At 30.7% G+C, this 25143-nt stretch carries 26 protein-coding genes; 14 read left to right on the plus strand and 12 right to left on the minus strand.

Features of this window, described 5'->3' with window-relative positions; translation table 11 throughout:
* The first annotated feature begins 21 nt into the window (after window positions 1-21).
* Together ACMC9J_RS03450 and ACMC9J_RS03455 are read left to right on the plus strand one after the other, a co-directional pair.
* Window positions 22-1359, plus strand: coding sequence for a hemolysin family protein (locus ACMC9J_RS03450; protein ID WP_019266695.1), 1338 nt, complete (start codon window positions 22-24; stop codon window positions 1357-1359).
* Entirely contained in the window at window positions 1352-2293 is a 942-nt protein-coding gene (locus ACMC9J_RS03455; protein WP_019264915.1) for a calcium/sodium antiporter, read from the plus strand. The genes ACMC9J_RS03450 and ACMC9J_RS03455 overlap by 8 nt, the downstream gene beginning before the upstream one ends.
* Here ACMC9J_RS03455 and ACMC9J_RS03460 read toward each other — a convergent pair.
* Window positions 2261-3127 carry a TIGR00269 family protein gene (locus ACMC9J_RS03460; protein ID WP_250415744.1) on the minus strand — a complete coding sequence of 289 codons (867 nt, stop codon included), beginning with the start codon at window positions 3125-3127 and terminating at the stop codon, window positions 2261-2263. The two genes, ACMC9J_RS03455 and ACMC9J_RS03460, sit on opposite strands and share 33 nt — an antisense overlap.
* 54 nt (window positions 3128-3181) lie before the next feature.
* Between ACMC9J_RS03460 and ACMC9J_RS03465 the strand changes: the two genes are divergently transcribed.
* The gene (locus ACMC9J_RS03465) at window positions 3182-3487 is read left to right on the plus strand and encodes an MTH1187 family thiamine-binding protein (RefSeq protein WP_427003548.1); all 306 of its coding nucleotides are present in this window, start codon (window positions 3182-3184) and stop codon (window positions 3485-3487) included.
* A gap of 15 nt (window positions 3488-3502) precedes the next feature.
* Here the strand turns inward: ACMC9J_RS03465 and ACMC9J_RS03470 are convergent, their stop codons facing one another.
* Window positions 3503-4609 (minus strand): DegT/DnrJ/EryC1/StrS family aminotransferase, encoded by a 1107-nt coding sequence (locus tag ACMC9J_RS03470; protein ID WP_427003549.1) that lies wholly within the window; start codon window positions 4607-4609, stop codon window positions 3503-3505.
* A gap of 103 nt (window positions 4610-4712) precedes the next feature.
* Here ACMC9J_RS03470 and ACMC9J_RS03475 point away from each other — a divergent pair, with 103 nt between their 5' ends.
* The 5 genes from ACMC9J_RS03475 to cofG all read left to right on the plus strand — a co-directional run bounded on the left by ACMC9J_RS03475 (window position 4713) and on the right by cofG (window position 9433).
* Window positions 4713-5879 carry a tRNA (guanine(10)-N(2))-dimethyltransferase gene (locus ACMC9J_RS03475; RefSeq protein WP_427003550.1) on the plus strand — a complete coding sequence of 389 codons (1167 nt, stop codon included), beginning with the start codon at window positions 4713-4715 and terminating at the stop codon, window positions 5877-5879.
* A gap of 446 nt (window positions 5880-6325) precedes the next feature.
* Entirely contained in the window at window positions 6326-6802 is a 477-nt protein-coding gene (locus ACMC9J_RS03480) for an Lrp/AsnC family transcriptional regulator (protein WP_019264920.1), read from the plus strand.
* Between the two features lie 164 nt (window positions 6803-6966).
* The gene (gene mptA / locus ACMC9J_RS03485; protein ID WP_019264921.1) at window positions 6967-7902 is read left to right on the plus strand and encodes a GTP cyclohydrolase MptA; all 936 of its coding nucleotides are present in this window, start codon (window positions 6967-6969) and stop codon (window positions 7900-7902) included.
* 4 nt (window positions 7903-7906) lie between these two features.
* Window positions 7907-8347 carry a DUF2120 family protein gene (locus ACMC9J_RS03490; protein ID WP_427003551.1) on the plus strand — a complete coding sequence of 147 codons (441 nt, stop codon included), beginning with the start codon at window positions 7907-7909 and terminating at the stop codon, window positions 8345-8347.
* 3 nt (window positions 8348-8350) lie between these two features.
* Window positions 8351-9433, plus strand: a complete 1083-nt coding sequence (gene cofG / locus ACMC9J_RS03495; RefSeq protein WP_427003552.1) for a 7,8-didemethyl-8-hydroxy-5-deazariboflavin synthase subunit CofG — start codon at window positions 8351-8353, stop codon at window positions 9431-9433.
* On the opposite strand, the gene ACMC9J_RS03500 is transcribed toward cofG, so the two are convergent.
* Window positions 9420-10157, minus strand: coding sequence for a class I SAM-dependent methyltransferase (locus ACMC9J_RS03500; protein ID WP_019266700.1), 738 nt, complete (start codon window positions 10155-10157; stop codon window positions 9420-9422). The genes cofG and ACMC9J_RS03500 overlap by 14 nt on opposite strands.
* 206 nt (window positions 10158-10363) lie before the next feature.
* Between ACMC9J_RS03500 and psmB the strand changes: the two genes are divergently transcribed.
* The 4 genes from psmB to comC all read left to right on the plus strand — a co-directional run bounded on the left by psmB (window position 10364) and on the right by comC (window position 15182).
* Window positions 10364-10978, plus strand: a complete 615-nt coding sequence (gene psmB / locus ACMC9J_RS03505) for an archaeal proteasome endopeptidase complex subunit beta (RefSeq protein ID WP_019264924.1) — start codon at window positions 10364-10366, stop codon at window positions 10976-10978.
* Between the two features lie 128 nt (window positions 10979-11106).
* On the plus strand, window positions 11107-13017 hold the full coding sequence (locus ACMC9J_RS03510) for a beta-CASP ribonuclease aCPSF1 (RefSeq protein ID WP_019264925.1): 1911 nt from the start codon (window positions 11107-11109) through the stop codon (window positions 13015-13017).
* 89 nt (window positions 13018-13106) lie between these two features.
* Window positions 13107-14126, plus strand: a complete 1020-nt coding sequence (gene purM / locus ACMC9J_RS03515; protein ID WP_250415741.1) for a phosphoribosylformylglycinamidine cyclo-ligase — start codon at window positions 13107-13109, stop codon at window positions 14124-14126.
* A 27-nt stretch (window positions 14127-14153) separates the two neighbouring features.
* Window positions 14154-15182, plus strand: coding sequence for an L-sulfolactate dehydrogenase (gene comC / locus ACMC9J_RS03520; RefSeq protein ID WP_019264927.1), 1029 nt, complete (start codon window positions 14154-14156; stop codon window positions 15180-15182).
* A 12-nt stretch (window positions 15183-15194) separates the two neighbouring features.
* Here comC and ACMC9J_RS03525 read toward each other — a convergent pair whose 3' ends face one another.
* From ACMC9J_RS03525 to ACMC9J_RS03545, 5 genes are read right to left on the minus strand one after another with little or no spacing between them, the layout of a single operon-like run.
* Window positions 15195-16982: a DNA polymerase domain-containing protein gene (locus ACMC9J_RS03525; RefSeq protein WP_427003553.1), complete on the minus strand. Its 1788-nt coding sequence runs from the start codon at window positions 16980-16982 to the stop codon at window positions 15195-15197.
* Window positions 16983-16985: 3 nt separating this feature from the next.
* Window positions 16986-18032: an AI-2E family transporter gene (locus tag ACMC9J_RS03530; protein ID WP_427003554.1), complete on the minus strand. Its 1047-nt coding sequence runs from the start codon at window positions 18030-18032 to the stop codon at window positions 16986-16988.
* A gap of 15 nt (window positions 18033-18047) precedes the next feature.
* Window positions 18048-18854, minus strand: a complete 807-nt coding sequence (locus ACMC9J_RS03535; protein ID WP_427003555.1) for a dihydroorotate dehydrogenase electron transfer subunit — start codon at window positions 18852-18854, stop codon at window positions 18048-18050.
* 3 nt (window positions 18855-18857) lie between these two features.
* Window positions 18858-19769: a dihydroorotate dehydrogenase gene (locus ACMC9J_RS03540; protein WP_427003556.1), complete on the minus strand. Its 912-nt coding sequence runs from the start codon at window positions 19767-19769 to the stop codon at window positions 18858-18860.
* A gap of 59 nt (window positions 19770-19828) precedes the next feature.
* Complete coding sequence (locus ACMC9J_RS03545; RefSeq protein ID WP_019265714.1) at window positions 19829-20386, minus strand: hypothetical protein; 558 nt, start codon at window positions 20384-20386, stop codon at window positions 19829-19831.
* A gap of 134 nt (window positions 20387-20520) precedes the next feature.
* On the opposite strand from ACMC9J_RS03545, the gene ACMC9J_RS03550 reads away from it, so the two are divergent.
* Both ACMC9J_RS03550 and ACMC9J_RS03555 read left to right on the plus strand, forming a co-directional pair.
* Complete coding sequence (locus ACMC9J_RS03550; RefSeq protein ID WP_427003557.1) at window positions 20521-21684, plus strand: NOP5/NOP56 family protein; 1164 nt, start codon at window positions 20521-20523, stop codon at window positions 21682-21684.
* A gap of 3 nt (window positions 21685-21687) precedes the next feature.
* Window positions 21688-22329, plus strand: coding sequence for a fibrillarin-like rRNA/tRNA 2'-O-methyltransferase (locus ACMC9J_RS03555; protein ID WP_427003558.1), 642 nt, complete (start codon window positions 21688-21690; stop codon window positions 22327-22329).
* A 333-nt stretch (window positions 22330-22662) separates the two neighbouring features.
* Here ACMC9J_RS03555 and ACMC9J_RS03560 read toward each other — a convergent pair whose 3' ends face one another.
* Genes ACMC9J_RS03560 through ACMC9J_RS03575 form a run of 4 tightly spaced genes read right to left on the minus strand, consistent with a single transcriptional unit; the run spans window position 22663 to window position 25108 of the window.
* Window positions 22663-23277, minus strand: a complete 615-nt coding sequence (locus ACMC9J_RS03560; protein ID WP_019264936.1) for a phosphopantothenoylcysteine decarboxylase — start codon at window positions 23275-23277, stop codon at window positions 22663-22665.
* 33 nt (window positions 23278-23310) lie between these two features.
* Window positions 23311-23817, minus strand: coding sequence for a flavoprotein (locus tag ACMC9J_RS03565; RefSeq protein WP_019264937.1), 507 nt, complete (start codon window positions 23815-23817; stop codon window positions 23311-23313).
* Window positions 23818-23846: 29 nt separating this feature from the next.
* A complete protein-coding gene (locus ACMC9J_RS03570; RefSeq protein WP_094516360.1) occupies window positions 23847-24416 on the minus strand; it encodes a PsbP-related protein in 570 nt (189 codons plus the stop codon).
* A gap of 20 nt (window positions 24417-24436) precedes the next feature.
* Complete coding sequence (locus ACMC9J_RS03575) at window positions 24437-25108, minus strand: endoglucanase (RefSeq protein ID WP_094516361.1); 672 nt, start codon at window positions 25106-25108, stop codon at window positions 24437-24439.
* Window positions 25109-25143 lie beyond the last annotated feature (35 nt).

The following is a 25143-nucleotide window of genomic DNA, read 5'->3' on the forward strand; positions in this document are numbered from 1 at the left end:
TTAACAAAGGTCTGTTTAAAAATGGCTAACGTAATATTTGAAATAGTATTAATAATAATTTTAATTATCCTTACCGGGATTTTATCAATGGCTGAATTAGCTGTTGTTTCGACAAAGAAAGCAAAATTAGAAAAATTATTGAATGAAGGACATAAAAGTGCCCAAATAATCATTGACTTTGCAGAAGATCCAAATCAATTTTTATCTACTGTACAAATAGGAATTACACTTATTGGTATATTAACTGGTGCATACGGTGGAGCTACTTTAGCTGAACCATTATCCCAATTAATTGGACCATATATCCCCTATAGTGGAACAATAAGTATTTTAGTAGTTGTTATTGTTACAACTTATCTAACTTTAGTAATTGGAGAAATTGTACCAAAAGTTATTGCTCTAAATAACCCTGAAAAAGTTTCTTTAAAATTAGCTAAAAGTATGGCCATACTTTCAAAAGTCTGTAGACCAATTAGTGTAGTTCTTGCTAAATCAACTGATTTCGTTTTATGGACAGTAGGTATGAAAAGTACATCTGAATCAATAGTTACAGAAGAAGAAATCGAGTTATTAATTGAAGAAGGAAGAGAAGACGGAACTATTGAAAAAGAAGAAGAAGATATCATTAAAAGAGTCTTTAAATTGGATGATAAAAAAGTTGAATCCATAATGACTCCTAGAAATGAAATTATCTGGGTTAATCTGGAAGATGACAAAAGAGTAAATGAAATCAAAATCATGGAAAGTAAAAGGTCCATTTTTCCAATAGCTAGTGGAGAATTAGATGATTTCATCGGTGTTGTTCAAGCAAAAGATATTTTGGCACTTTTATTTAGTGAAGAAAAATTTGATATCAATTCAATTATTAAAAAACCTTTAGTTGTTTCTGAAAATCTTGAAACATTAGAATTGTTAAAAGAATTTAAAGAAAACAAAGAATATGTCCATATGGCTCTTGCTGTTGATGAATTTGGTAGTGTTGAAGGTTTAATAACATTAAACGATTTACTTGAAGGAATTGTTGGAGATATTCCAGGTATTGATGAAACTGATGACCCGATGGCTACTCAAAGAATAGATGGTACATGGTTAATTGACGGAAGATTCCAAATTGACAAATTTAAAGAACTTTTTGATTATGAAAAAGAGTTCCCTGATGAAAAAGAAGATCAATACACTACAATAGCAGGATTTATCTTAAGTTTAAGTGGTAAAATTCCTAATGAAAATGAAGTATACGAATGGGACAGATTCCGCTTTGAAATTATAGATATTGATGGACATCAAATTGATAAAATTCTTGTAACTGATTTAGGTCCTCAAGAAGAAGAAACAGCAGAAGATGTGGAAAATGATTGAATTATTAATACAAATCATATTGCTTGTTGTCGGATTTGCAATTTTAATAAAAGGATCTGACATTTTTGTAAGCGGATCAAGTAATATAGCTACTATTCTAAAAATTCCGACACTTGTAGTAGGATTAACTATTGTAGCTTTTGGTACAAGTGCTCCTGAAGCTGCAGTATCCATATCTGCATCCATTCAAGGAAGTAATGCACTAGCTGTAAGTAATATTGTTGGAAGTAATATCTTCAATATTTTAGGAATTATTGGTATTTGTGCCCTACTTAAAGAGTTAAAGCTTGGAGAAAATGTACTTGACAAAGACATTCCATTCCTTTTAATTGTTACTTTACTTGTTGTCGGATTTATATTGCTTAGCTGGAATATAACAAGAATTGAAGGAATTATATTACTGCTCCTTATAATTGGATACACTGCTCATTTAGTATATACCTCTAAAAAATCAAAAGGGGCAGATTTTGTTGAAAAACCAAAATTTGGCCTTCCAAAAAGTATTGTTTATGTAATTATAGGTCTTGTTGCAATTATTCTTGGTGCACAACTTGTTGTAAACTCCTCATCATATATTGCAATGGCCTGTGGAATGAGTGAAACATTAGTTGGTTTAACAATTGTAGCTATTGGTACATCTTTACCGGAACTTGTAACTTCCCTAACAGCTCTAAAAAGAGATGAAAACCAACTGGTTATAGGAAATGTGATCGGATCAAATATATTCAATATTTTATTTGTACTGGGTTTAAGCAGTGCCATAACTCCAATTTCAGTAAGTTCAAATATGATTATAGACTTAGGTTTAATGATATTTGTTACAATTTTATGTTTTATATTTGGTAAAACACATAACAAATTTGATAGAAAAGAAGGAATAATCTTATTAGGATTATTCATATTATATATGGCATTCGTGATTCTCAGAAATTAATTTCTTTAGCTCACAGGCCTTACAAATATCAGAAGATGTAGGTTCACCACATAACCTGCATTCATTTAAATTAGATGGAATATCACTTTCAAAGGTTAAAATCTTCTGGAAGGATTCCATAATATTATTTTTTATTCCAGGATATTTATCCTCATTATTATTTAAAAAATCCTTAATTTTAGCTCTTAAAGATAAATGAGAATATGGACATTCATCTAAATGAATATTAATATCATTTAAAATTGCCCAGGTTCCAACTTCTTTTTCAGGAGTGTTCCACAATGGTTTAATACGTGGAATCAACTTTGGATGAATAACATCAAGTTGAGGGCCGAATTTTGAGAATTTAATTAAATCACCACGGGCAAAACTCATTAAAAAAGACTGAATTTCATCATCAAGATTATGACCAGTAGCTATTTTATCTGCCCCAAGTTCATATGCAGTTTTATTTAAAATATTTCTTCTGAAAACTCCACAGGGAATACATGCACTTTTAAATCCTGAGTAAATATCATCCAGTGTAAATCCCTCTTCTGTTTTAAATGATTTTTGAATTAATTCAACATCTAACTTTTCTGCATTATCAATAGCTGAATCAATACCATGCTGACGGTATCCTTCAATACCTTCATCAACACTAATAGCCACTAAATCAAAATCCAAATAATTTTGATAATTTTTTAAAGCATATAAAGTTAAAACACTGTCTTTACCTCCAGACAATGCAACAGCTATCATTTCATGTTCATTTATTAAATTATAATCATGAATTAAATTATTAATTCTTGTAAATATTTTTTCATTAAATTCATTTTTGTTTAATTGAACCATTACTAAATAAATTTATAATAAGATAAATAAATAATTTTACTAGGTGAATTAAAAATGATAACTGCAGATTTCGCAATATTGCCTGTTGGAACTGAAGATACTGAATGTAAAGAATATGTAACTGCTGCTGTTCAAGCTATTAAAGATTCAGGACTTAACTATCAGTTAACAGGTATGGGAACTCAAATAGAAGCTGAAAATCTTAAAGAATTATATGAAGCAATAGCCAATGCTCAGGAAGCAGTATTTAAAACTGGAATTGGAAGAGTTTATACAGTAATCAAAGTTGATGACAGACGTGATTTGGAAAACAGAACTTTAGATGCCAAAGTTGACACAGTAAATAAAATGTTAAAATAAAAAAAAGAAAGAAAATTAGTTAAAGCTGTCACTAGCTTGTTTAACAGCATCAATAACTAAATCCAAATTTTCCTGTGTTAATGAAGGATGCACAGGTAAAGAAATTACATGATTTGCAGCAAGTTCTGCATTCTGTGCATTGCCTTCAATACCTAATTTTTTATAAATTGGCTGATTATATAATGGAATAGGATAATGAACACCTGTTCCAATACCTTTTTCAGTTAAGAAATTAACCCAATCATCTCTTTTTCCTTTTTCAACAAGAATAGTATATTGGTGGTAAACATGTTTAAAATCATCAGCAGAATAAGGAGTTACTACCCCATCAACATCTTTTAAACCTTCGTTTAAATATTCTGCATTAGCTATTCTTTTATCATTGAATTCATCAATTGAATTTAATTGTGCAAGGCCAATAGCTGCAGAAATATCAGTCATTCTAAAATTATAACCAATTTCATCATGAGTATACTTTATGCTGGAACCGTGAGCTCTGAACATACGTGCTCTTTTAGCTAATTCCTCATCATCAGTAGTTATAATTCCACCTTCACTGGTAGTCATGTTTTTAGTAGGATAAAAACTGAAACAACCTGCATCCCCAAGTGCACCTACATTTTTACCTTTGTACATTGCACCATGAGCCTGTGCTGCATCTTCAATAACTTTTAAGTCGTGTTTATCAGCAATTTCATTAATTCTATCCATATCTGCAGATTGTCCATATAATTGAACTGGTAAAATAGCTTTTGTTTTATCACTAATCAATGCTTCAATACTATCCGGATCAATAGTGTATGTTTTTAAGTCAATGTCTGCAAAAACAGGAGTTGCTCCAGTGTAAACAATTGAATTTCCAGTAGCTATAAATGTAAATGGAGTTGTTATTACTTCATCACCTTTACCTATTCCTGCGGCAAGTAGCGCTACATGTAGAGCAGATGTTCCTGAATTAGTTGCAATTGCATATTTTGTTCCAATCCAAGCAGCAAATTTTTCTTCAAATTCAGCCACCTTAGGACCTTGAGCAATCATTCCTGATTTTAAAACTTCTACAACATTTTTAATTTCTTCTTCTCCAATTATTGGTTTTGCAATTGGAACTTTAATATCCGCCATTTATATCACCAAATCTTAAAAATAGATTAATCTAAACTTACAATAATATTTAAATCTAATAATATTTAAAATATTACTTGATTATTTAAAAAAGTGATAAACTATGGACGAATATAACATTAAAACAGTTGAAGAGGGATTAACAAAAATCCAATTTCCCGAATTCGATAAAATTTCATCTGAGGCACCTGTTTTTTACAATCCACATATGGAATTAAATAGAGACATTTCTATTTTAGCTCTTCAAACTTTTCAAAAACAAGAAAATCAAGACATAAACATTTGTGATTTGTTTGGAGGTAGTGGAATACGTGGTGTTCGTTATAAAAATGAAATTAATGGGGTGGACCATGTTTTTATAAATGACATTAGTGAAACTGCAAATGAATATGAAAGACATAATGTTAAATTAAATAATTTGGAAGACATTGAAATATTTCAACATGATGCAAGTATGTTTTTAAGAATGCACAGAGGAAAATTTGATGTTATAGACATTGATCCATTTGGAACTCCTTCCCCATTTTTAGACTCTGCAGGATACTGTTCACGTAGAAATTCACTGTTATGTGTTACAGCTACTGATACTTCTGCATTATGTGGAACCTACAAAGAACCGTGTATTCGCAAATACAATGCAAAACCTTATAAAAGCGAATATTGTCATGAAACCGGAATCCGTATATTGGCAGGATTTGTAGCCCTTACACTGGCCAAATATAGTAAATCCATAGAAGTTAAATTATCCCACAGTACTGAACATTATATGAGATTATATATAGAAGTTAAGAAAGGTTCCAAAAAAAGTGATGAATGTTTAAAAAATATAGGATACATCAGTCACTGTAAACATTGCCTATATAGAGAACAGAATAAAGGATTAGCTACATCTACACCAGATATCTGTCCCGAATGTGGTGAAAAATTAATTCAGGCAGGACCTTTATGGCTTGGAGATATTCAGAATGCAGAATTTATTTCAAAAATGATTGAAGAATCTGAAAATAAAAAATTGAATACAAAAGAAGATGTTTTAAAACTACTGGAAAGTTGCCGTATAGAAGCGAAAAGCCCTGCTACATTCTATGATGTGCATAAAATCTGTAAAATCCTAAAAATCAGTGCACCAAAATTAGATCTGGTATTTGAAAACCTTGAAAAAGAAGGATTTGAAGCTGTTAAAACACATTTCAACCCTCTTGGAATAAAAACAAACGCTCCACTAAAAAAAATTAAGGAAATAATAAAAACTTTGTCATCATCAAATTAAACAAATATTCAAAATACACAAATAGTGAAAAAACTAGATATAGCCTATGAATTATTTAGGAACACTAAATAAATCCTGGCTTTATCGCCACTACTTTTTTTAATAAAATTGAAAAAAAATACATATCAAAATAAATATCTCTTTTTTTACCATACAATCATTCAAAAAATATTTGAAAAAAATAAATAAACTACAGTATAATGCTAATGGCATATTAATTTAATAAAAACAAAAAAATAGAGACCCTATTTTAATTATATTCAAAAATACATACCAAATGATTTACAATATAACTATTGATTTTTCGAATCATATTTAAAATAGTACTAAAAAAATTAAAAAATGTACGAATAATTTATATAATATAAACATAAAACATTAATATGCCTATATTATTTGTTTATTCAGATAAGCAATTAATATAGTCATTTAGAGAGGTTATGAATATGGCTAATGAAAATAAAGAATTTATCAAATTAGATGATATTGATGTTAACATTTTGAAAATAATAAATGAAGATGTCAGAACATCTTATAGACAAATATCACGTAGTTTAGATGTATCTGTTGGAACTGTTCACAATCGTATCGATAAAATGGTTAAAAGCGGAGTAATCAAAAAGTTTTCACCAGTAATTGACCATGAAATATTAGGATATGTCCTCACAACCATAATTGGAGTAAGGGTTAAAGGTGGAAAACTCAAAAACTGGGAAGAAAAAACTTACTTTAATAAAAATGTAGTTGGAATCTATGATGTAACTGGGGAGTATGATGCTTTTTTAATAGCTAAATTCAAAGATACCAATGAATTAAACACATTTATTAAAGATTTAGTTAAAGACCCTAATATAGAAAGAACATATACTCAAACTGTATTAGATGTTATAAAAGAAGATATGGGTTCTTCAAACATATTATAACTTAAATTATAATTTATTAAACCAAACCATCACAACATTCCTTTAAACAATATTACACCAAATAACTTATTTTTACTTGTAAAAAATTGCCAAAAATAAGCTTAAAATATATAAGTTTCAAAAAACATAACATTAAAAATCAATTATATAATAGAGGTTATTAAATGGCAGTTTGTTTACCTGACACCCAAGATGATACTCCCAGCATACCTATTAAATTAACAAGAGTAGGTGTAACTGGAGTTAAAAAATTATTGCAACTCGAAAGAAATAACAAAAGACCTATAATTTTAGTACCTACATTTGATGCATTTGTAGACTTACCAAACGATCAAAAAGGAGTGCATATGTCTAGAAACCCTGAAGCAATTAGTGAAGTATTAGATGAAGTAGCTAATGACAGTTCAGTGGAAGTAGAAACATTATGCGCAAAAATCGTGAGTAAAATGATGTCAAAACACGAATATGCAAAACGTGTTGAAATATCAATGACTACTGATTATATGTTTATGAGAGAATCACCAGTAACTAAAAATAAAACACAAGAAATGGCTAAACTTAAAGCTAAAGCTATTGGTTACAGAGAAGATGGTGAAATTAAAATTAGAAAAAGCATTGGAGCTGAAGTTATTGGAATGACTGTTTGCCCATGTGCTCAGGAATCTGTAAAAGAATCAGACAAAAATAAATTATTGGAATTTTTAGATGAAGAAACTACACAAAAAGTATTAGATACTGTGACTTTTGCTTCCCACAATCAAAGAGGTGTTGGAACTTTATTAATTGAAGTTCCAGAAGGCAAAGAAGTTAAAGGTGAAGACATAATAGAAATAATAGAAGAATCCATGAGCTCCCCAGTCTGCGAATTATTAAAAAGACCAGATGAAAATGCTACAGTTTTAAATGCTCATAAAAAACCTGTTTTTGTCGAAGACTGTGTAAGAAATATGATGGAAAAAATAGCTAAAAAATATGCTGATTTTCCGAAAGACACTCTAATCACATCACGTCAGGAAAATCATGAAAGTATCCACAGACACAATGCTTTTGCAGAAAAAGTAACGACAATGGGTGAATTAAAAGAAGAATTAAGGATCTGATTAAATGCAAAAGTTTTATGAAGTAGCAGGAGAAGTAATGGGGTTTTTTGATGCATTTAAAGGATCAAGACCTGCAATTGACAATGACAAAATCCTAATCGTTAGAGGAAGATCAAGAAAAACATTAGATGTTAATGACTTTAACTCAAAGCTTAATGAAATTGGAAGCATAATAAACGGTGAAGAAATTGAATCCGATTCTAAAAAAATCACCAAACTTTTAGAAAGCGGTGATAAAAGCATACAGGAAAGCGAAGGTCAAACAACAAATATAGACAAACATGGTCTAGAAAGAATGCAGGAAGAACTTGAAGCTATGGGTCTTATAGTTGAGTACAAAGCTTTCGAATTACCATGCTGTTATGCTGTAATTGCAATATGGCAGGATAAACATGGATACCCCCCATTATATGTTGAAGTAACAGTTTCAGAAAAAGAAGAATAAAACATGCAAAGAAAAGAAAAAATTCTCCAGATATTGGAATCAACTGACAGTCAGATTATTGATTTCATGAACAAAGCTTCAGAATATCGGGAGAATAACCTTATTACATACTCTAAAAATATTTTCATTCCTTTAACTGAAATCTGTAAAAATGATTGCGGTTACTGTAATTTTAAAAAAACTCCTGATGATCCTACTGCAATTATTCTAAAAACAAAAGATGAAGTATTGGCTAGTTTAAAAGAAGCTGAAAAATATGGGTGCAGTGAAGCTTTATTTACATTTGGGGAAGATGCTGATGAAGAAGAATCGGTAAAACAGAAATTAGCTGAATTTGGGTATGAAAATATTGTAGATTATGTTTTTGATATTTGTAAAATGACTTTAAATGAAACTACCTTACTACCTCACACAAATGGTGGTAATTTTAGCTATGAAAATCTAAAAAAGCTAAAAGAAGTTAATGCTTCTATGGGTATGATGCTTGAAAGTACATCTAAACGATTAATGAAAACAATAGCACATAATAAAAGTCCAGGTAAAACCCCGGAAATCAGATTAGAAACAATAGCCAATGCAGGAAAACTTAAAATACCTTACACTACCGGAATTTTAATTGGAATTGGTGAAACAAAAGAAGAAATAGCTGAGTCATTATTAGCTATCAGAGACCTGTATGATAAATACGGGCACATTCAAGAAGTAATTATCCAAAATTTCACCACCAGCCCAGGAATTGAAATGGAAAATTGGGAAGAACCTACTTTTTTAGATATGGTAAGAACAGTAATGGCTGGAAAACTGTTATTTAAGGATACAGATGTGAGCATTCAGGTTCCACCTAATTTAAACCATGACACTGCCCAAATATTTTTACTTTGCGGTGCAGATGATTGGGGCGGTGTTTCTCCAGTAAGTCATGATTATGTAAATCCGACCTCTCCCTGGCCAACTCTAAATGAATTAAACAGACTGACACAAGATGCCGGATTTGAATTAATCGAAAGATTGTGTGTTTATGAAAAATACGTTAATGATAAATGGCTAAATAAAACTTTACTTGAAAAAATAGCTAATTTATCCTAGCATCACATACTACATGAAATACTCCCGGAGAGTATTTCTTAACTTTATTTAATTTTAAAAATTCCACCTGCCTGTCTCCAGCCAGTTCTTTAATTCTATTTATCGGACGGATATCCATTAATTTTTCAGGAACTGTTTCATGATAATGAATAACTCCACCTTTATTTAAGCTATCAATAGCTACTTTTAAATAATGGTGAGTTGTTTTTACATATCCCATTATAATCCTGTCTGCTTTATAATCCGGAGTTATGTTTATACAGTCTCCAAGTAAAGGAGTAATATTGCTTATTTTATTTAATTTAATATTTTCCTTTAAATAATGAAATGAATTAGGATTAATTTCTATCGAATAAATCTGTTTTGCATTACTGTGAACTCCTATTGGAATTGAAAAGTAACCTATTCCTGCAAACATATCAATTACTGTTTCATTATCCTCAACAAGTTTAGCTATTCTTATTCTCTCATTGTTATTTCCTTTTGACCACATTACTTTTTTTAAATCCAATTTAAAAAGACATCCATTTTCTTTGTTGATTGTTTCAGTATCATTACCATATAATAATTTTATAACAGGTTCTCTTTTAGTCCCATAAATATGGTCAACTTTCATGATGGTTTTTACATTATGTTTATCTGAAAGTTCTTTTAATTGTGTATCTGATTGTACAGTGAATTTATTGTCTAATATTAAAATATCGCCTATTTTTTTCCATTTCATTAACAAAACTCCATTAAAGCATCTAAAAAAGAAAACTTTATATATGTAAATACATAATGTAATATTAGTTAGTTTATACTAATTAATTGATTCTGATTTTATAAATATTAATAATTAAAAATTACGTGTTTATATAAAATTTATGTATAACCTACAATATAGTTGAAAAATACAAATATTTTAAATACTTACATGAGGTGTTTAACATGGATGATAAAATATTAGAAGGTACAACAACTGTAGGAATAACCTGTAAAGATGGTGTTGTATTTGCTAGCGAAAGAAGAGCTAGTATGGGAAACCTTGTAGCTCATAAAGTCGCAGAAAAAATATTTAAAATAAATGATCATATCGTAACAACCATTGCTGGTAGTGTTGGAGATGCTCAAAATTTAATGAAAATAATTGAAGCAGAAGTTTCTCTTTATCAAATGAGAAATAACGACCACATGAGTGTAAAAGCTGCTGCATCAGTAACAGCAAACATTTTACGTTCCGGCCCAATGTATGTGCAAACATTACTTGGAGGAATGGATGGAGATAAACCTTCATTATACTCTCTTGACCCTGCAGGAGGCATGATTAAAGACACATACATATCCACCGGATCAGGTTCTATTGTAGCATATGGTGTTCTCGAAGACAGATACCATGAAGAAATTACAACTGACGAAGGATTAGAAATAGCTATAAGAGCTATCAAAGCTGCTAGCGAACGTGACACATTTTCAGGAAATGGATATTTAGTAGCTAAAGTAACTAAAGACGGCTTTGAAATGTTAGATAAGGAAAAGGTTAATGATATTGTAGCGAAAATATAAGACTATTTTTCATAACTAACTACTTTTTATATAAATGTGTAAATAGTTTATGAAGTTTTTAACTAATTATAGCAAACAAGCTTTTTCATGGACTATATTTACACAATACTTTTTTTTGAAGGGATTATATGACTTCAGAGATTTTAGAAGATATCAAAAAAGAAATAATGGACAAATTACCAAAAAATGCTCAGGTTTCAAAAGTAGAATTTGAAGGTCCTGAAGTGGTACTTTACACTAAAAACCCAGAAATTATAACTGACAATGGCGATCTTATACGATCATTAGCTAAAGAACTTAGAAAAAGAATCATTATCAGATCTGATAAAAGTGCATTATTAGGTCCTGAAGAAACAATTAAAAAAGTTCATGAAATAGTTCCTGAAGGAGCAGAAATTACAGACATTTACTTTGATACAGTTACTTGCGAAGTAGTTATCACTGCAAAAAAACCGGGACTTGTTATTGGAAAATATGGTGTAACCTCAAGAACAATTGTTAAAAATACCGGATGGGCACCTAAGATCTTAAGAACACCTCCAATAAGTTCCGATGTTATTGGAAAAATCAGAACTACCTTAAAAAGTAGCAGTAAAGACAGGAAAAAAATGTTGCAGCGTCTTGGTAGACAAATACACCAAGGTACCAAACATCCTAATGATTGGGCTAGAGTAACCTCAATGGGTGGTTTTAAAGAAGTTGGACGTTCATCAATGCTTTTACAAACCCCGAACAGTAGAGTATTATTAGATTGTGGTGTCAATGTAGCTGCATCAGATAATAAAAACGCATTTCCATACTTAAATGTTCCTGAATTTTCAATTGAAGAGTTAGATGCGGTCATTATTTCACACGCTCACTTAGACCACTGCGGATTTGTACCATATCTTTATCATTATGGATATGAAGGACCAATTTACTGTACAACTCCAACAAGAGATTTAACAACACTTTTACAGCTTGATCACTTAGATATTGCTCACAGAGAAGGTAATCCTTTACCATTCAATGTAAAACATGTGCAAAAAGCTATTAAACATACAATAACCTTAGATTATGGTGAAGTAACTGATATCTCACCAGATATTAGATTAACCCTCCATAATGCAGGACATATTTTAGGTTCAGCTATTTCACATATGCATATTGGTGACGGAGCTCATAATTTAGTTTATACTGGAGATTTCAAATATGAAAGAAGCAGATTACTTGAACCTGCAACATTCAGATTCCCACGTGCTGAAACTGTAATCATGGAAAGTACATATGGTGGTCGTGAAGACATACAACCTTCAAGAAACTCTGCAGAAAAAGAAATGATGAAAACTATCTACAAAACTTTAAAACGCGGAGGAAAAGTTTTAGTTCCAGTATTTGCTGTAGGAAGAGCACAAGAGCTTATGGTAGTGCTTGAAGAATACATGAGGCATGGAATGATTGATGAAGTTCCTATTTACATCGACGGTATGATCTGGGAAGCTACAGCTATCCATACTGCAAGACCAGAATATTTAAGTAAAGATTTAAGAGATCAAATATTCCACATGGGCAGAAATCCATTTATCTCAGATATGTTTAATAAAGTTCAAAATCTTGACCAAAGAAAAGATATTGTTGAAAGCAACAGTCCAGCAATTATTTTATCCACTTCAGGTATGTTAACTGGAGGTAATTCAGTTGAATACTTTAAATGGTTATGTGAAGATGACAGAAACACATTAATATTTGTAGGATATCAATCTGAAGGTTCATTAGGTAGAAGAATCCAAAAAGGATGGAAAGAAGTGCCTCTTGAAGAAGACAATAAAACAAAAGTATTCAATGTTAAAATGGAAATCAAAACTATCAACGGATTTAGTGGACACTCCAATAGGCGTCAATTAATGGATTATGTAAAAAGACTTAATCCAAGACCGGATAAAGTCATTACCTGTCATGGAGACCCTTATAAAACAACAGACTTGGCTTCATCAATACATAGAAGTTATAAAATTGAAACCAAAAGTCCTGTGAATTTAGACAGTGTAAGAATACACTAATAAATAAATACTAATTGAGATAAATATAATAATATAATTTAAATTTTTATTAATTTTAAAAAATAAAAATACCACTAGGTGTTAAAAAAATGGTTACTTATTCAGAATCCGGTGTTGATATTGACCTTGAAGCAGTTACTGTTTCAAAACTTGCATCAAAACTTAAATCAACATTGGAATATAGAGATATAATAACTGATAGCGGACATTATGCTGCTTTAGTTAGATTAGGCGATAAAGCTATTGCAATGAGTACTGACGGAGTAGGCAGTAAAATTTTAATTGCTGAAATGATGAACAAATACAATACTGTAGGTATAGATTGCATAGCTATGGTTGTAAATGATATTCTTTGTGTCGGTGCAGAACCAATAGCACTAGTAGATTATCTTGCAGTAGAACAACCTGATCCTGAAAGAGCCGAAGAAATAGCTGAAGGTCTTGTAACAGGAGCAAAAGAATCCAGAATTTCAATAATTGGTGGGGAAACTGCATCACTTCCGGGAATAATAAAAGACTTTGATTTAGCCGGAACCGGAATAGGTTTTGTAGATGTGGATAAAATTATTACTGGAGAAGATATTGAAGCTGGAGACGTTTTAATAGGCATTGAAAGTAATGGTATCCATTCAAACGGATATAGTTTAGCTAGAAAAGCATTATTTGATGATGGCGGCTTTTCAATCGATGACAAAATGCCTAATTGTGATACAACTATCGGAGAAGAATTAATAAGACCAACTGAATTATATGTCAAACCAATAGTTGCTTTATTTAAAGAAGAATACGAAATTCATGGATTAGCACATATAACTGGTGGAGGTTTTACTAACCTTAGACGCTTGAAAAAAGGTGTGGGATATAATATTTATGACCTTCCAGAGGCTCCAGAAATATTTAAACTCATATACCAACAAAATGTCCCTCTTGAAGAAATGTACAAAGTTTTCAATATGGGTGTCGGTTTTGTTGTAATTACCAGTGAAAATGAAGCTGAAAAAATAATGAAAACTTTAAAAGAATACTGTAACTGCCAAATTATCGGTAAAGTAACTGATGATGAAAAAATTACCGTTAAAACTTTTGAAGGCAGCGAAGTTACATACTGATTCAATAACTATAAGGAGAGTGAAAACATGAAAATAATGAAAGATAATGAAATAGCTCTTGTAAAAGAAATATTAAAAAAATTAGGAGCTAGCGAAGAAGACAGCGAATTGGTAGCAGAAGCTACAATTGATGCAGATTTAAAAGGATTTACTTCACACGGACTTGGCAGATTCCCACAATACTTGATTAGTATTGAATCAGGAACTATAAACTTAAAAGATAACATAACTATTGAAAAAGAAACTCCGGCTATTGCTTTAATAAATGGTAACAGCGGATTTGGACAAGCTGTTGCATATAAAGCTATGAAATTAGCTGTAAAAAAAGCTAAAGAAGTAGGTATCGGATGTGTAGGTGTACACAATTCAAACCATTTCGGAGTAACTGGATTTTACTCAGATATTGCAGTTAAAGAAGGAGTTATTGGAACTGTACTTGCAAATACTGATCCTGCAATTGCTCCATTTGGTGCAAGTGAAGCACTTATTGGAACAAACCCAATCGCTATCGGTATTCCAAGTGATTCATACATTGCAGTAGATATGGCTACATCAGTTACTGCACGTGGAAAAATATTAGAATCAAAAAGAAAAGGATTAGAATTACCTGAAGGTTGGGCACTTGATAAAGACGGAAACCCAACAACTGATCCAGAAGCTGCTCTTGAAGGTTCAATTTTAGCATTTGGTGGATTTAAAGGATATGCATTAGCATTTATGATTGAAATTTTAACCGGACCTTTAGTAAATGCTGAATATGGAAAAGGAGTAACTGGTACAGCTTCACCAACTAAAAACTGTACAAAAGGAGATTTATACATAGCTATTGATCCAAGTAAATTCGGTTCAATGGAAGATTTCAAAGCAAAAACTACAGATTTCTGTAATCAGGCAAGAGCTGCAGGAGAAAATGTTTCAATTCCAGGAGATTTAGAAGTTAAAAAAATAGCTAATGCTGAAGCTAATGGAATGGAAATAGATGAAAAATTATATGAACAATTAAAAGAAATCTGTGACGATTTAGATATCGACTTTGATTCCTACTTAGAAGAATAAATTTATTCTTCACTATTTTTTATATTTAGCATAAAAACCATCAGTATCTGCATATATTGCATAAAAACCATAATCTTCTGCTTTTTTCATTGCTCTTTTAATATATTGCCTGCCCCATGAAGTAATAGCTTTTGCACATTCATAAGAATACCATCTGAAGCGGGGAAAACCATAAATACCATACATAGTATTAGCTAATCTTTTTATAGCCTGTTGCTGCACATCCAATGTCTTTTTTTCAGTAGGATCAACAGATGCTTTCATAGCTTTTTTAATTTTAAATCTTTCATTGAGAATTTTAGATATAACTGATGGAATAAAACCTTTCGGATTCTTTTTAAATTTTAAATCATGTTCAGGAGAAATATTGTAATCTTCCCTATTTTCAACATCTCCAACAACCAGCATATCTGGAGAAATGTTTTTTGAAATAATTATACTTGGATACAGACTTCTAAAATCGAACTGCACTAAATTTTCATGTAATCCAATTTCAGGTTCTTTAACATATCCCCCTTCATTGTCTTCTTCAGCTGCCCTAATTGTAAAGTTTGATCCTCCAGGCTTATTTGGTACAACCTCATTGTCAAAATATGCTTCCTTAACTAAAAACCATTCAGCTTGCTGACCAGTAGCCATACGACTTAAGTCAAAAAGAGGCTGACCTACAATACGGGTAAGTTCCAGATTAAGCGGAAGTGTCTGCTGAGCAATTTTTAAAGTGGAGACAACATCATCTAAAGAATAATCAAATAAATCGTCCAATTGTGTTGAATCACTATCCCAATACTCCCAAATATGCTCTCCAGGAACATCGACCTTTTCTTCCCCGAATAATTCATAATAAACTCTTTCTAAAGTATATCTTTCCAGAGTCATGTATCTTCTCATAACAAGATACAAATCAACATGAATTAAACCTTTAAAAGATGCTGCATTTGCAAAACCCCTTCTAATAAATTTAATATTAGAATCATCCATTCCCAAATCCAGGTCAATACCATGACTTTTAGCTCTATCCTTAAGATATGGGAAGTCAAAATTATCAGAATTATATCCTACAATAATATCAACATTGCTTTTTTTAACTATGTCAATAAATGTTTCAATCATTTCTTTTTCAGATGCTACCTGATTAACAAAGTCATCTCTGTCTTCGGAATTTGTTTTAGTTGAAATAACCTGATTTATTCCAAAATTACTGGCAACTCCAATCATAATTATTTCATCAACTTCAGAATTCGGCATTCCATGAGGATTCCTAACTTCCAAATCAAAACTTAAGATTCTGAAATCCTGTAAATCATCCCCCACTCTTTCAAGAGGTTTGGTAAGTTTAATAATTTCCAAATCGTGTTTTTTAGAATCCAAATTTAAAAAAGAATCGATTTTTTCCCCACAGGCTTTAACTTCAGTCATTGGAATAACATCACGGTCAATTAAATATCTTCTATAAAAAGGAATATCATGTTCTCTTATATGGTCCACCTGATCCAAATCACGTAAAGCATCCCTGTTTTTAGCTAATTCCTGAGGATTTAAAAAAGTCACTTTTAAAAATGTTTTTTCCACCTGAAAATCCTTTTTAATAACCTCTTCAATATGTACACCCTCCAAAGTATCAAGAATCTGTTCCTGACACTTTTTAACATTATCTTTAGGAGCAACATACAAATAAGGCTCAAAGCTATCATCCAATAAAACTATATTTTTATCTTTATCTTTTGAAAATAAACGAATTACAGGCTTATTTTCATAAGTAACATAGTCAATATCTAAAATAACAACATTTTTTTCCATTGTTTATTCCCCTTTGCTTTTATTAAGTTCTATTCTGAAGTTATCCAAAACAGCATAAGTTATACCTAATATTAACGGGCCTAAAATAAATCCAACAATTCCGTAAACTAATGGACCTGCTAAAAACCCTATAAGTAAAATTAAAGGATGAATATCTGCATAATGGCTGGACAAAGCCGGTCGAATATACATATCACTTAAACTAAGGAAAAATCCAAATAAAAGTACTATTACAACCCTTACATAATTTCCAGAAAGTAAATCTACAATAGCTAATGTCCAATAAATCGGCCAAGGCCCGAATACTGGAATTAACTGGAAAATACCTGTAATCACACCTAAAAATACACCCTGAGAATATCCGAGCAATGAATACCCTATAGCTGCAATAATACCAATAATTAAAGAAGTTAAAAAATGTCCATAAAATATACTTTTTAAAACATCTTTAACAGAATTTACGGTTCTTGTAAAGAAATCCTTACTTTCCCGAGGTATAAATGATTCAACAAAATTATAACATTTGTCCCCATCTCGAATAAAGTAATATATTGATGCAAATAATATAAATAGATCTACAGAAATTGAAAGAAGTTTACTAGCTAAACTTACAATATAATCCAATATGACATTTCCTATATCAGTTATGAAAGTAGATAAAGATGATTTAATTGTTGCAGCATCAATACTTGAACTTACATCAGCAGGTAAGTTATTAATCATCTGATTAATTATAGTATCCAAATTTAAGTTAAATCCAGTTGGATTAACTATCAATACCTCAGATAAAACACCGGATATTACTGAAATGATATATGCAATTAAAATAACCAATGGAATCATAACTAAAATTACAGCCAGAAAAATAGAAATTGATTTGAATTTTATTTTAGAAGTTATTTTTCTAGCTAATGGGCGAATAGCATAAGCTAATATAGCCCCCAGTATAACCATATTCAAAACTGGAGATACAATCATTACTGATATTCCAAGCAGGAACAATACTAACAGTACTGGAGGAGTTATATATTCTTTTAAGTCTTTTTCCATTAGAATCACATTTAATTACTGTTTTATTCCTGCAGCATTTCTTCTGTATTTTCCAAACTCTGAAATTTCTTCTATTTTCTCATTTTTAAAAACCGGACCCTCTACACAAATTCTCCACCCAGTATTATCAACACAACACTGACCACATATACCTAAGGCACATTTCATGTATCTCTCTAGAGAATATTCTGCAGTTATTTCAGCATCTTCAAGTATTTCATAGATTCCTTTCATCATTATCTCAGGACCGCAAACAAATGCAAAATCATAAGACTTATCTTCAAGTAAACTTACAGTACAATCTGTTGCAAATCCTTCAAAGCCAAAACTTCCATCATCAGTACATGGATAAATATCAGCACCGGATTTTTCTAATGAATCCATAAACAATAATTCATCTTTTGTAACAGCTGCCGGAACGACATCGACAGAATTGCCTTTCTTAAGTAAATCACTAGCTATTGCATTAATCGGAGCCATTCCAACCCCACCACCAATAGCTAAAATTTTTTTATTAGATAAACCATTTGAAAATCCGTTTCCATAGCTGCCTCGAATACCTATTTTATCTCCAACTTTCAAATCATGAAGCTGTGATGAAAATTCACCAACATTTTTAACACTGATAGCTAATCTTGAATTTTCTTTGTCAATTAAAGAAATAGACATTGGTTTTTCATTATGGAAGTTCCAAACCATTACAAATTCCCCCGGAGAAGGAACACCAAACTTATCCATATCCCAATCAAAGATAAAAGTTTTAATAGTCGGAGTCTCTTCAATTATTTCATTAATTTCAACAATTTGTGGAACATCATTCATAAATTACAACTCCTCATGTGCAAGGCCAATCATTTCATCAATAGATCCATAACCTTTTTTATTCATAAATCCTTCTAAACCTTTGTTAATTTTGCTAAATACTTCTACACCTTCATCCATAATAACAGTACCAATCTGAACTGCCCTGGCTCCAGCAAATAAAAATTCAACAACATCTTCAAAGTTTGAAATTCCTCCAACACCAATAATTGGAATATCCACATTATCATAAACTGTATAGACATTACGAAGAGCTATTGGTTTTATAGCCTTACCACTCATTCCACCGAACTTATTTGACAAAACAGGTTTTGCAACATCAATATTGATTTTCATTCCAGGACCTAATGAATTGATTAAAGTCAAGGCGTCTGCACCTGCATCCTGAGCAGCCCTAGCTATTTCAACAATATCAGTAACATTCGGAGTTAGTTTAGCTATTATCGGTTTATTTGCACTATCCTTAGCAGCACTAACAATTTTATGAGTTAAATTAGCATCCTGACCAATAGATGCACCATAACCTTCCATAGCATGAGGACATGAAATATTTAATTCAATCATATCAACATAATCTTCAATTTCCAAAACTAACTTACTAAATTCCTCAGGAGTTGCTCCATAAATTGAAGCTATTGAAACATTTCCTTTTCTATCAATTCTTTTAAGTTCTTCCTTAAAGTTTTCTACACCCGGATTTGAAAGGCCAATAGCATTAATAATACCACATTCAACACCTACAGTTGTAGGATTTACATAACCTGGATTAGGTTCTAAAGAAAAAGATTTAGAAACAACACCTGCTGCACCAGATTTTAAAATCCAATTCATAGAAGAAGCATTACTCCCCATAACTCCCGCAGCCAACATTAAAGGATTTCTAAATTCAACTCCGCAAACGTTTGTCCTCAACATGATTACACCAAAATTTTTTATATAAAATTAATTATGTATTATAAAACATTTATACATTCTTAATCAAGTTTTTCTTCATATTTCTTAATTAATTCACGATATTTGTCATTTTGTAATTTTAAACTTATTACATTGGTTTTATTAGATTTAATAATTTCTTCTTTATCTTTTAATAAAGATTTGATGTTTTCATCCTGTTTTTCAATTATTAAATCTTTTTGTGCTAAAAGTCCATCATAAGTTTTTGAAATTTTTCTTAACTGAATTTCAAGATTCTCAGTATTATTATGCATCTGCAATTTATAGTCATCAATTAAAGTTCTTAAATATTTTATCTGATCCTGTTTATCATCAATTATATCTTGTTTTTCTTTAAGTTTCTGTTGAAGATTATCCAACTCTTTAATTTTAGCTTTTTCATTGTTAATCTCACTATCCACTTTAAGTTCCAGTGTTTTAAGTTCATATTTTTGTTTAGTGATGTAATTTTTAAACTTGTTAATTTCCTTATCCTTAGTGGCTAACTGCATATTAAGCTCATCAATTTCTGCATTTCTTAGCTCAATTGTTTCTTTAAGGTCCTGAAATTTCTTTTTATTATAATTCGCTTTAGTCATGATTTCCAATTCCACAAAATATTCAATTAAACTATATCTTTTAAATCAATTAAATATTTGCAATTCTCTATATTAATATATCAGTTACAATAAATTTAGTATTAAATTAACAAAGTCATTTTGAGTGGAAAAATATGGAATGTTATATAACCTATTGCATTAAGGGATTTTTAGCTTTTAATGAGGATTTTGAATTAATAGCAAAAAAATTATTTCCAAAAGAAAGTATTGTAACTGCACTGATGGAAATTGAAAATAAAAAAATAGCTTCACAGGAAAAAGAGATTATTGAAGAAGTTTCAAAAGACTATGATAAAATCATTATTGAATCAAATAAAAGAATCTCTGATTATTCCAGCTTAAATTCCTTTGATAAATTAGAAATTAAAACACATAATGCAGGTGGAGACTATTTAAGAAGCAATTTAGAAAAATTTGTTGATGAAAGCTGCCTGGAAGTTTATCAGCAGTTAGCTATTGCTAAAATGAAAGAAGCATCAAAATCAGAAGATAAACATCTTATTCAAGCTATAAATTCCATTGACGAAATTGATGAATCTATCAGCAAATTAATTGAACGTATTAGAGAATGGTATGCTTTGTATTTCCCTGAAATGGATGTAATTAAAAATAATGAAACATATGTCCGTTTAATAGCTGAAAACAAAACTAAAGAAAAAATCATCCAAGCAAAACCTGATGTATTTTTAATAGACCCTGATTATGATGAGGAAATTAATCAGAAGGATTTAGACATAATGAATAATTATGCAAATTCCATTTATGAATTGCAAAAAAGCAGGAAAGCTATTGAAAATTACATTGAAGATAAAATGGAATCCTTAGCACCGAATTTGAAACTGTTAGTTGGAGCTTCACTTGGTGCTAAATTAATATCCCATGCAGGAGGACTTAAAAGATTAGCTACTTATCCTTCAAGTACTGTTCAGATAATGGGTGCTGAAAAAGCATTGTTCAGACATTTGAAAAGTGGTGACAGACCTCCAAAATACGGTTTAATTTACCAGCATCCACAAATTAGAGGGGCTAACTGGTGGAATCGTGGAAAAATAGCTAGAATGCTTGCATCTAAAATATCACTGGCATGCAGAAAAGATATTTTCACTAAAGATTTTGATCCGAATATTTACGAAGAATTTATCAGAAAAGCAGAACAGATAGAAAAAGAAAATCCATTTCCAACAAAGACTACTAAAAAACGAAAAGAAGAGCGCTCAAAATCTAAAAATAAACACCAGAAATCTAAAAAAAGAAGAAAAAATAAAAGGAGGAAATAAGCTATGAAAGTTTATTTAAAGGACGGACAAATAGCTACCAAAAATTTAACACCTGGAATTTCAGTTTATGGGGAAGAATTAATTCAGGAAAATGAAGAATACAGAATATGGAATCCCAGAAGGTCAAAATTAGCTGCAGCTCTATTAAATGGATTAGAAAAACTAGAGATTCCTGAAAATGCAAAAGTCCTATACTTAGGTGCGTCAACTGGAACAACAGTTTCACACATTTCAGACATAGTAACTGACGGAAAAATATATGCAGTTGAATTTTCACCAACAACAGCTAAAAAATTAGTCCGACTAGCCAGACAAAGGACTAATATTGCTCCGATTTTAGGAGATGCTACCAAACCTAAAAATTATTTGAATATAACTGAAAAAGCAGACATTGTATACTGCGATGTAGCTCAACCAACACAAAGTCAATTGTTTATGAAAAATATGGACTTAATAGGGAAAGATAATGCTATAGGAATATTAATGATTAAAGCTAGAAGTATTGATGTTGTACAAAAGCCTAAAAAGATTTTTAAAGAAGAAGAGAAGAAATTAAGAGAAAATGGTTTTAAAATTATTGAAAAAGTAAAACTGGAACCATACGAAAAAGACCATATTACATTTGTAGTAGAGAAAAATTTTTAATAAAAAATATCCCGACTACACTTGTAAAAGCTTAAAAAAAGGACAGACAGAAAATTAAAAAAATAAGTCAAAATACCGAAAAAAGTATTACTTCGATAGCTATTTATAACATAAAATGAAATATACAATATGCTAATGCAAATAAAAAAAAGTTCATTTTAAATGCCTTTAGGGAAAAAATCACTCTATTAATCACTCAAATTGGTAATTCCTAAAGGAATGAACTTATTTTTAAAAAATACTTATTTTTATCAAAATTTTAATAAATATTTAAAAAAAGCTATTTTAACTAAAAAAGTATTACTTTTTAAGGTTCAAACAGTGAAAACATCACTAAAATTTTTCCAAAATAACATCAAAGATTATATTGGCTACTTCTTTTTTTGAAGATAGCGGAACACTTACAATATCATCATCTACAATCCACACCTTATTATTGTCTGAACCGAAATGACAGTTCTCGTCACTAACATCATTGGCTATTACCAAATCAGTTCCGGCATCTTTAATTTGCTGCTTTGCACTGGCTATTATATCTTTCTTAGAAATATTAACTTCAGCCTTAAATCCAACTAAAAAGATATTGGGATTCAGTTCTTTAATTTGGCGAATGATTTTAATAGTTGGCTTTAAATTTATAGACAATGCCTTTGAAGAATCTATTTTATGAATTTCCTTATCTTCAAATTTAAAATCAGAAACAGCAGCTGTTGAAATAAAAATATCCTGTGTAGGAATTAATTCTTTAATCACATCATTCATTTCTCCAGCTGTTTCAACTTTAATAACATCAAATACAGAAGGAATTTTTACACTAACATTAGCTACAATTAATGTAACATCAAATCCACGAATATAAGCCTGTTTAGCTAATTCCAAACCCATTTTTCCAGAGGACTTGTTAGTTATTCCTCTTATTGGATCAATCGGTTCATAAGTTCCACCCATACTTATTAAAACTTTTTCGTGGATAAAACCACCTCATTTATTTAAATTAATTGTTCTTAATGCTTCTAAAACTATATCTTCTTTATCTGGGAATTTTGCTTTACCTTCATCCATTTTAGGTTTGATAAATGAAGCAGAGCCCTCTTTTTTAATTTTATCAATGTTACCTTTAATAGCCTTAAACATTGAATCATGCATTGACGGAACAAACAAAATTGGAGTGTCATGCCCATATGCAGTAATCAAAAGTGTAGAAATTGGATTATCCGCTATCTTATATGCAAATTTGCTTATAGTATTCGCAGTAGCTGGAGCAACTAATATCAAATCCTCTTGAGAATATTTAACATGCTCAATCTTACCAGTCAACTCAGTCACTACTTCATTACCCGTTGCAAATTCCATAGCATTTGGAGTTATAATGTCACAAGCAGCTTCGCTCATAAAACATTTAACTTCCACATCATTTCTTTTAAGTTCTCTAGCTAATTTAATAGATTCAGTAGCTGCAATACTACCCGTAACACATAATATAATCATAAAAAATACCTCTAAAAAAATAAAAAGAATTATGCACCAATTTGCATATTTTCTAAAATATAATTAAATGAATTTAGATTTTCATCAAATTTATCAATTGGTGCACTATACAATACAACATAAGCTTGGTCGCCCTTATCAAACCATAGAGCTTTGTGTTCTTTAACTACTCCATTAATATTAGATGTATAAACATATTCAGTAGCATTCTTATCTCCAATTAAAACCTGACCAGAAGATGTCAAATTAAAAGAGGAATCATGTTGCATTGCAGTGTAAGTTTGATTTATAAATGAATCAAAACTTCCCTCAATAGGCTGTTTTTCAACATTGATGGTAACTTGCCCTACTTTAGATGAATCTATAGAGTCGGATTTTGCAAGAGCAATTACAGAATCATTTGAAGTTGATTCAGAAAGTACCCAGTCAGAAGGATATTGAACCATAACCCCTCCTTTGGAAGAACTTAACATTTTGGTAGTGTTATCACCACCACCTCCAGTAATGTCAGAAGTAGATACATTATTCATAATCAAGTATCCAAACACACAAATAATTGCTACAATTATTATAACTCCACATATAATATTTTTCTTCATAAATTCACCATAATTAACTTCTATCCACCTTCAGATCCAGCACCTGAAGATTCATAACTTCCTGTGTCAGAACCACTTCCTGACCCAGAATCCTCACTCCACCCAGAATCATAATTTTCAGAACCTTGACTAGAGTATGTATCTCCACTATCATATGAATTATCTGAAGTGTAAGTATCTCCAACTTGAACAGAATCATTACTCGTATCATTTACTTTAACTTCCTCAACTTCAGGAAATGCTGTATCCTCAACAATAGCTTGTGCATCAGTTACTGAAATATTTCCAAAGTCAAAAGTTAAAACTCCGTAACCGATGCCTGCAGTAAATCCAATTACTAAAACTAAAACTGCAACTAATCTAAAAGTACTATTATCCATAGGTTGTTTTTTCTCTTTATTTAAAGATTTATCACCTTTTTTTGGATTAATAATATATTTTTGAACCAAATCTTGCTCCTCTTTTTTCTTTCTATTAAGCTTAGGAGGTTTAGGGTTAGTTTTTCTTTTACCAGATGGTTTACCCTGCATAGACCTAATTCTATTAGTAGCATCACGAGCATCTAATGTATTGAGTTTATCTTCATATTTAGAGCGAAAATATCTGTATTTTTCTTCAGAAATCTTACCATGAGCATAGTCTGCATCCAAACTACGCATAACTCTTAGAAGTTTCTCTTTATCATTTGGCATGTATACCATCCATGAATTTTATCATAATACTATTT

The organism is Methanobrevibacter intestini, from assembly GCF_047402955.1.
Lineage (GTDB): Archaea > Methanobacteriota > Methanobacteria > Methanobacteriales > Methanobacteriaceae > Methanocatella > Methanocatella intestini.

What these genes read in the sequence shown, in the direction of transcription:
- ACMC9J_RS03450 (WP_019266695.1), top strand. Translation starts at nt 22, where the DNA reads ATGGCTAACGTAATATTTGAAATAGTATTAATAATAATTTTAATTATC.
- ACMC9J_RS03455 (WP_019264915.1), top strand. Translation starts at nt 1,352, where the DNA reads ATGATTGAATTATTAATACAAATCATATTGCTTGTTGTCGGATTTGCA.
- ACMC9J_RS03460 (WP_250415744.1), bottom strand. Translation starts at nt 3,127, where the DNA reads ATGGTTCAATTAAACAAAAATGAATTTAATGAAAAAATATTTACAAGA.
- ACMC9J_RS03465 (WP_427003548.1), top strand. Translation starts at nt 3,182, where the DNA reads ATGATAACTGCAGATTTCGCAATATTGCCTGTTGGAACTGAAGATACT.
- ACMC9J_RS03470 (WP_427003549.1), bottom strand. Translation starts at nt 4,609, where the DNA reads ATGGCGGATATTAAAGTTCCAATTGCAAAACCAATAATTGGAGAAGAA.
- ACMC9J_RS03475 (WP_427003550.1), top strand. Translation starts at nt 4,713, where the DNA reads ATGGACGAATATAACATTAAAACAGTTGAAGAGGGATTAACAAAAATC.
- ACMC9J_RS03480 (WP_019264920.1), top strand. Translation starts at nt 6,326, where the DNA reads ATGGCTAATGAAAATAAAGAATTTATCAAATTAGATGATATTGATGTT.
- mptA (WP_019264921.1), top strand. Translation starts at nt 6,967, where the DNA reads ATGGCAGTTTGTTTACCTGACACCCAAGATGATACTCCCAGCATACCT.
- ACMC9J_RS03490 (WP_427003551.1), top strand. Translation starts at nt 7,907, where the DNA reads ATGCAAAAGTTTTATGAAGTAGCAGGAGAAGTAATGGGGTTTTTTGAT.
- cofG (WP_427003552.1), top strand. Translation starts at nt 8,351, where the DNA reads ATGCAAAGAAAAGAAAAAATTCTCCAGATATTGGAATCAACTGACAGT.
- ACMC9J_RS03500 (WP_019266700.1), bottom strand. Translation starts at nt 10,157, where the DNA reads ATGAAATGGAAAAAAATAGGCGATATTTTAATATTAGACAATAAATTC.
- psmB (WP_019264924.1), top strand. Translation starts at nt 10,364, where the DNA reads ATGGATGATAAAATATTAGAAGGTACAACAACTGTAGGAATAACCTGT.
- ACMC9J_RS03510 (WP_019264925.1), top strand. Translation starts at nt 11,107, where the DNA reads ATGACTTCAGAGATTTTAGAAGATATCAAAAAAGAAATAATGGACAAA.
- purM (WP_250415741.1), top strand. Translation starts at nt 13,107, where the DNA reads ATGGTTACTTATTCAGAATCCGGTGTTGATATTGACCTTGAAGCAGTT.
- comC (WP_019264927.1), top strand. Translation starts at nt 14,154, where the DNA reads ATGAAAATAATGAAAGATAATGAAATAGCTCTTGTAAAAGAAATATTA.
- ACMC9J_RS03525 (WP_427003553.1), bottom strand. Translation starts at nt 16,982, where the DNA reads ATGGAAAAAAATGTTGTTATTTTAGATATTGACTATGTTACTTATGAA.
- ACMC9J_RS03530 (WP_427003554.1), bottom strand. Translation starts at nt 18,032, where the DNA reads ATGGAAAAAGACTTAAAAGAATATATAACTCCTCCAGTACTGTTAGTA.
- ACMC9J_RS03535 (WP_427003555.1), bottom strand. Translation starts at nt 18,854, where the DNA reads ATGAATGATGTTCCACAAATTGTTGAAATTAATGAAATAATTGAAGAG.
- ACMC9J_RS03540 (WP_427003556.1), bottom strand. Translation starts at nt 19,769, where the DNA reads ATGTTGAGGACAAACGTTTGCGGAGTTGAATTTAGAAATCCTTTAATG.
- ACMC9J_RS03545 (WP_019265714.1), bottom strand. Translation starts at nt 20,386, where the DNA reads ATGACTAAAGCGAATTATAATAAAAAGAAATTTCAGGACCTTAAAGAA.
- ACMC9J_RS03550 (WP_427003557.1), top strand. Translation starts at nt 20,521, where the DNA reads ATGGAATGTTATATAACCTATTGCATTAAGGGATTTTTAGCTTTTAAT.
- ACMC9J_RS03555 (WP_427003558.1), top strand. Translation starts at nt 21,688, where the DNA reads ATGAAAGTTTATTTAAAGGACGGACAAATAGCTACCAAAAATTTAACA.
- ACMC9J_RS03560 (WP_019264936.1), bottom strand. Translation starts at nt 23,277, where the DNA reads ATGGGTGGAACTTATGAACCGATTGATCCAATAAGAGGAATAACTAAC.
- ACMC9J_RS03565 (WP_019264937.1), bottom strand. Translation starts at nt 23,817, where the DNA reads ATGATTATATTATGTGTTACGGGTAGTATTGCAGCTACTGAATCTATT.
- ACMC9J_RS03570 (WP_094516360.1), bottom strand. Translation starts at nt 24,416, where the DNA reads ATGAAGAAAAATATTATATGTGGAGTTATAATAATTGTAGCAATTATT.
- ACMC9J_RS03575 (WP_094516361.1), bottom strand. Translation starts at nt 25,108, where the DNA reads ATGCCAAATGATAAAGAGAAACTTCTAAGAGTTATGCGTAGTTTGGAT.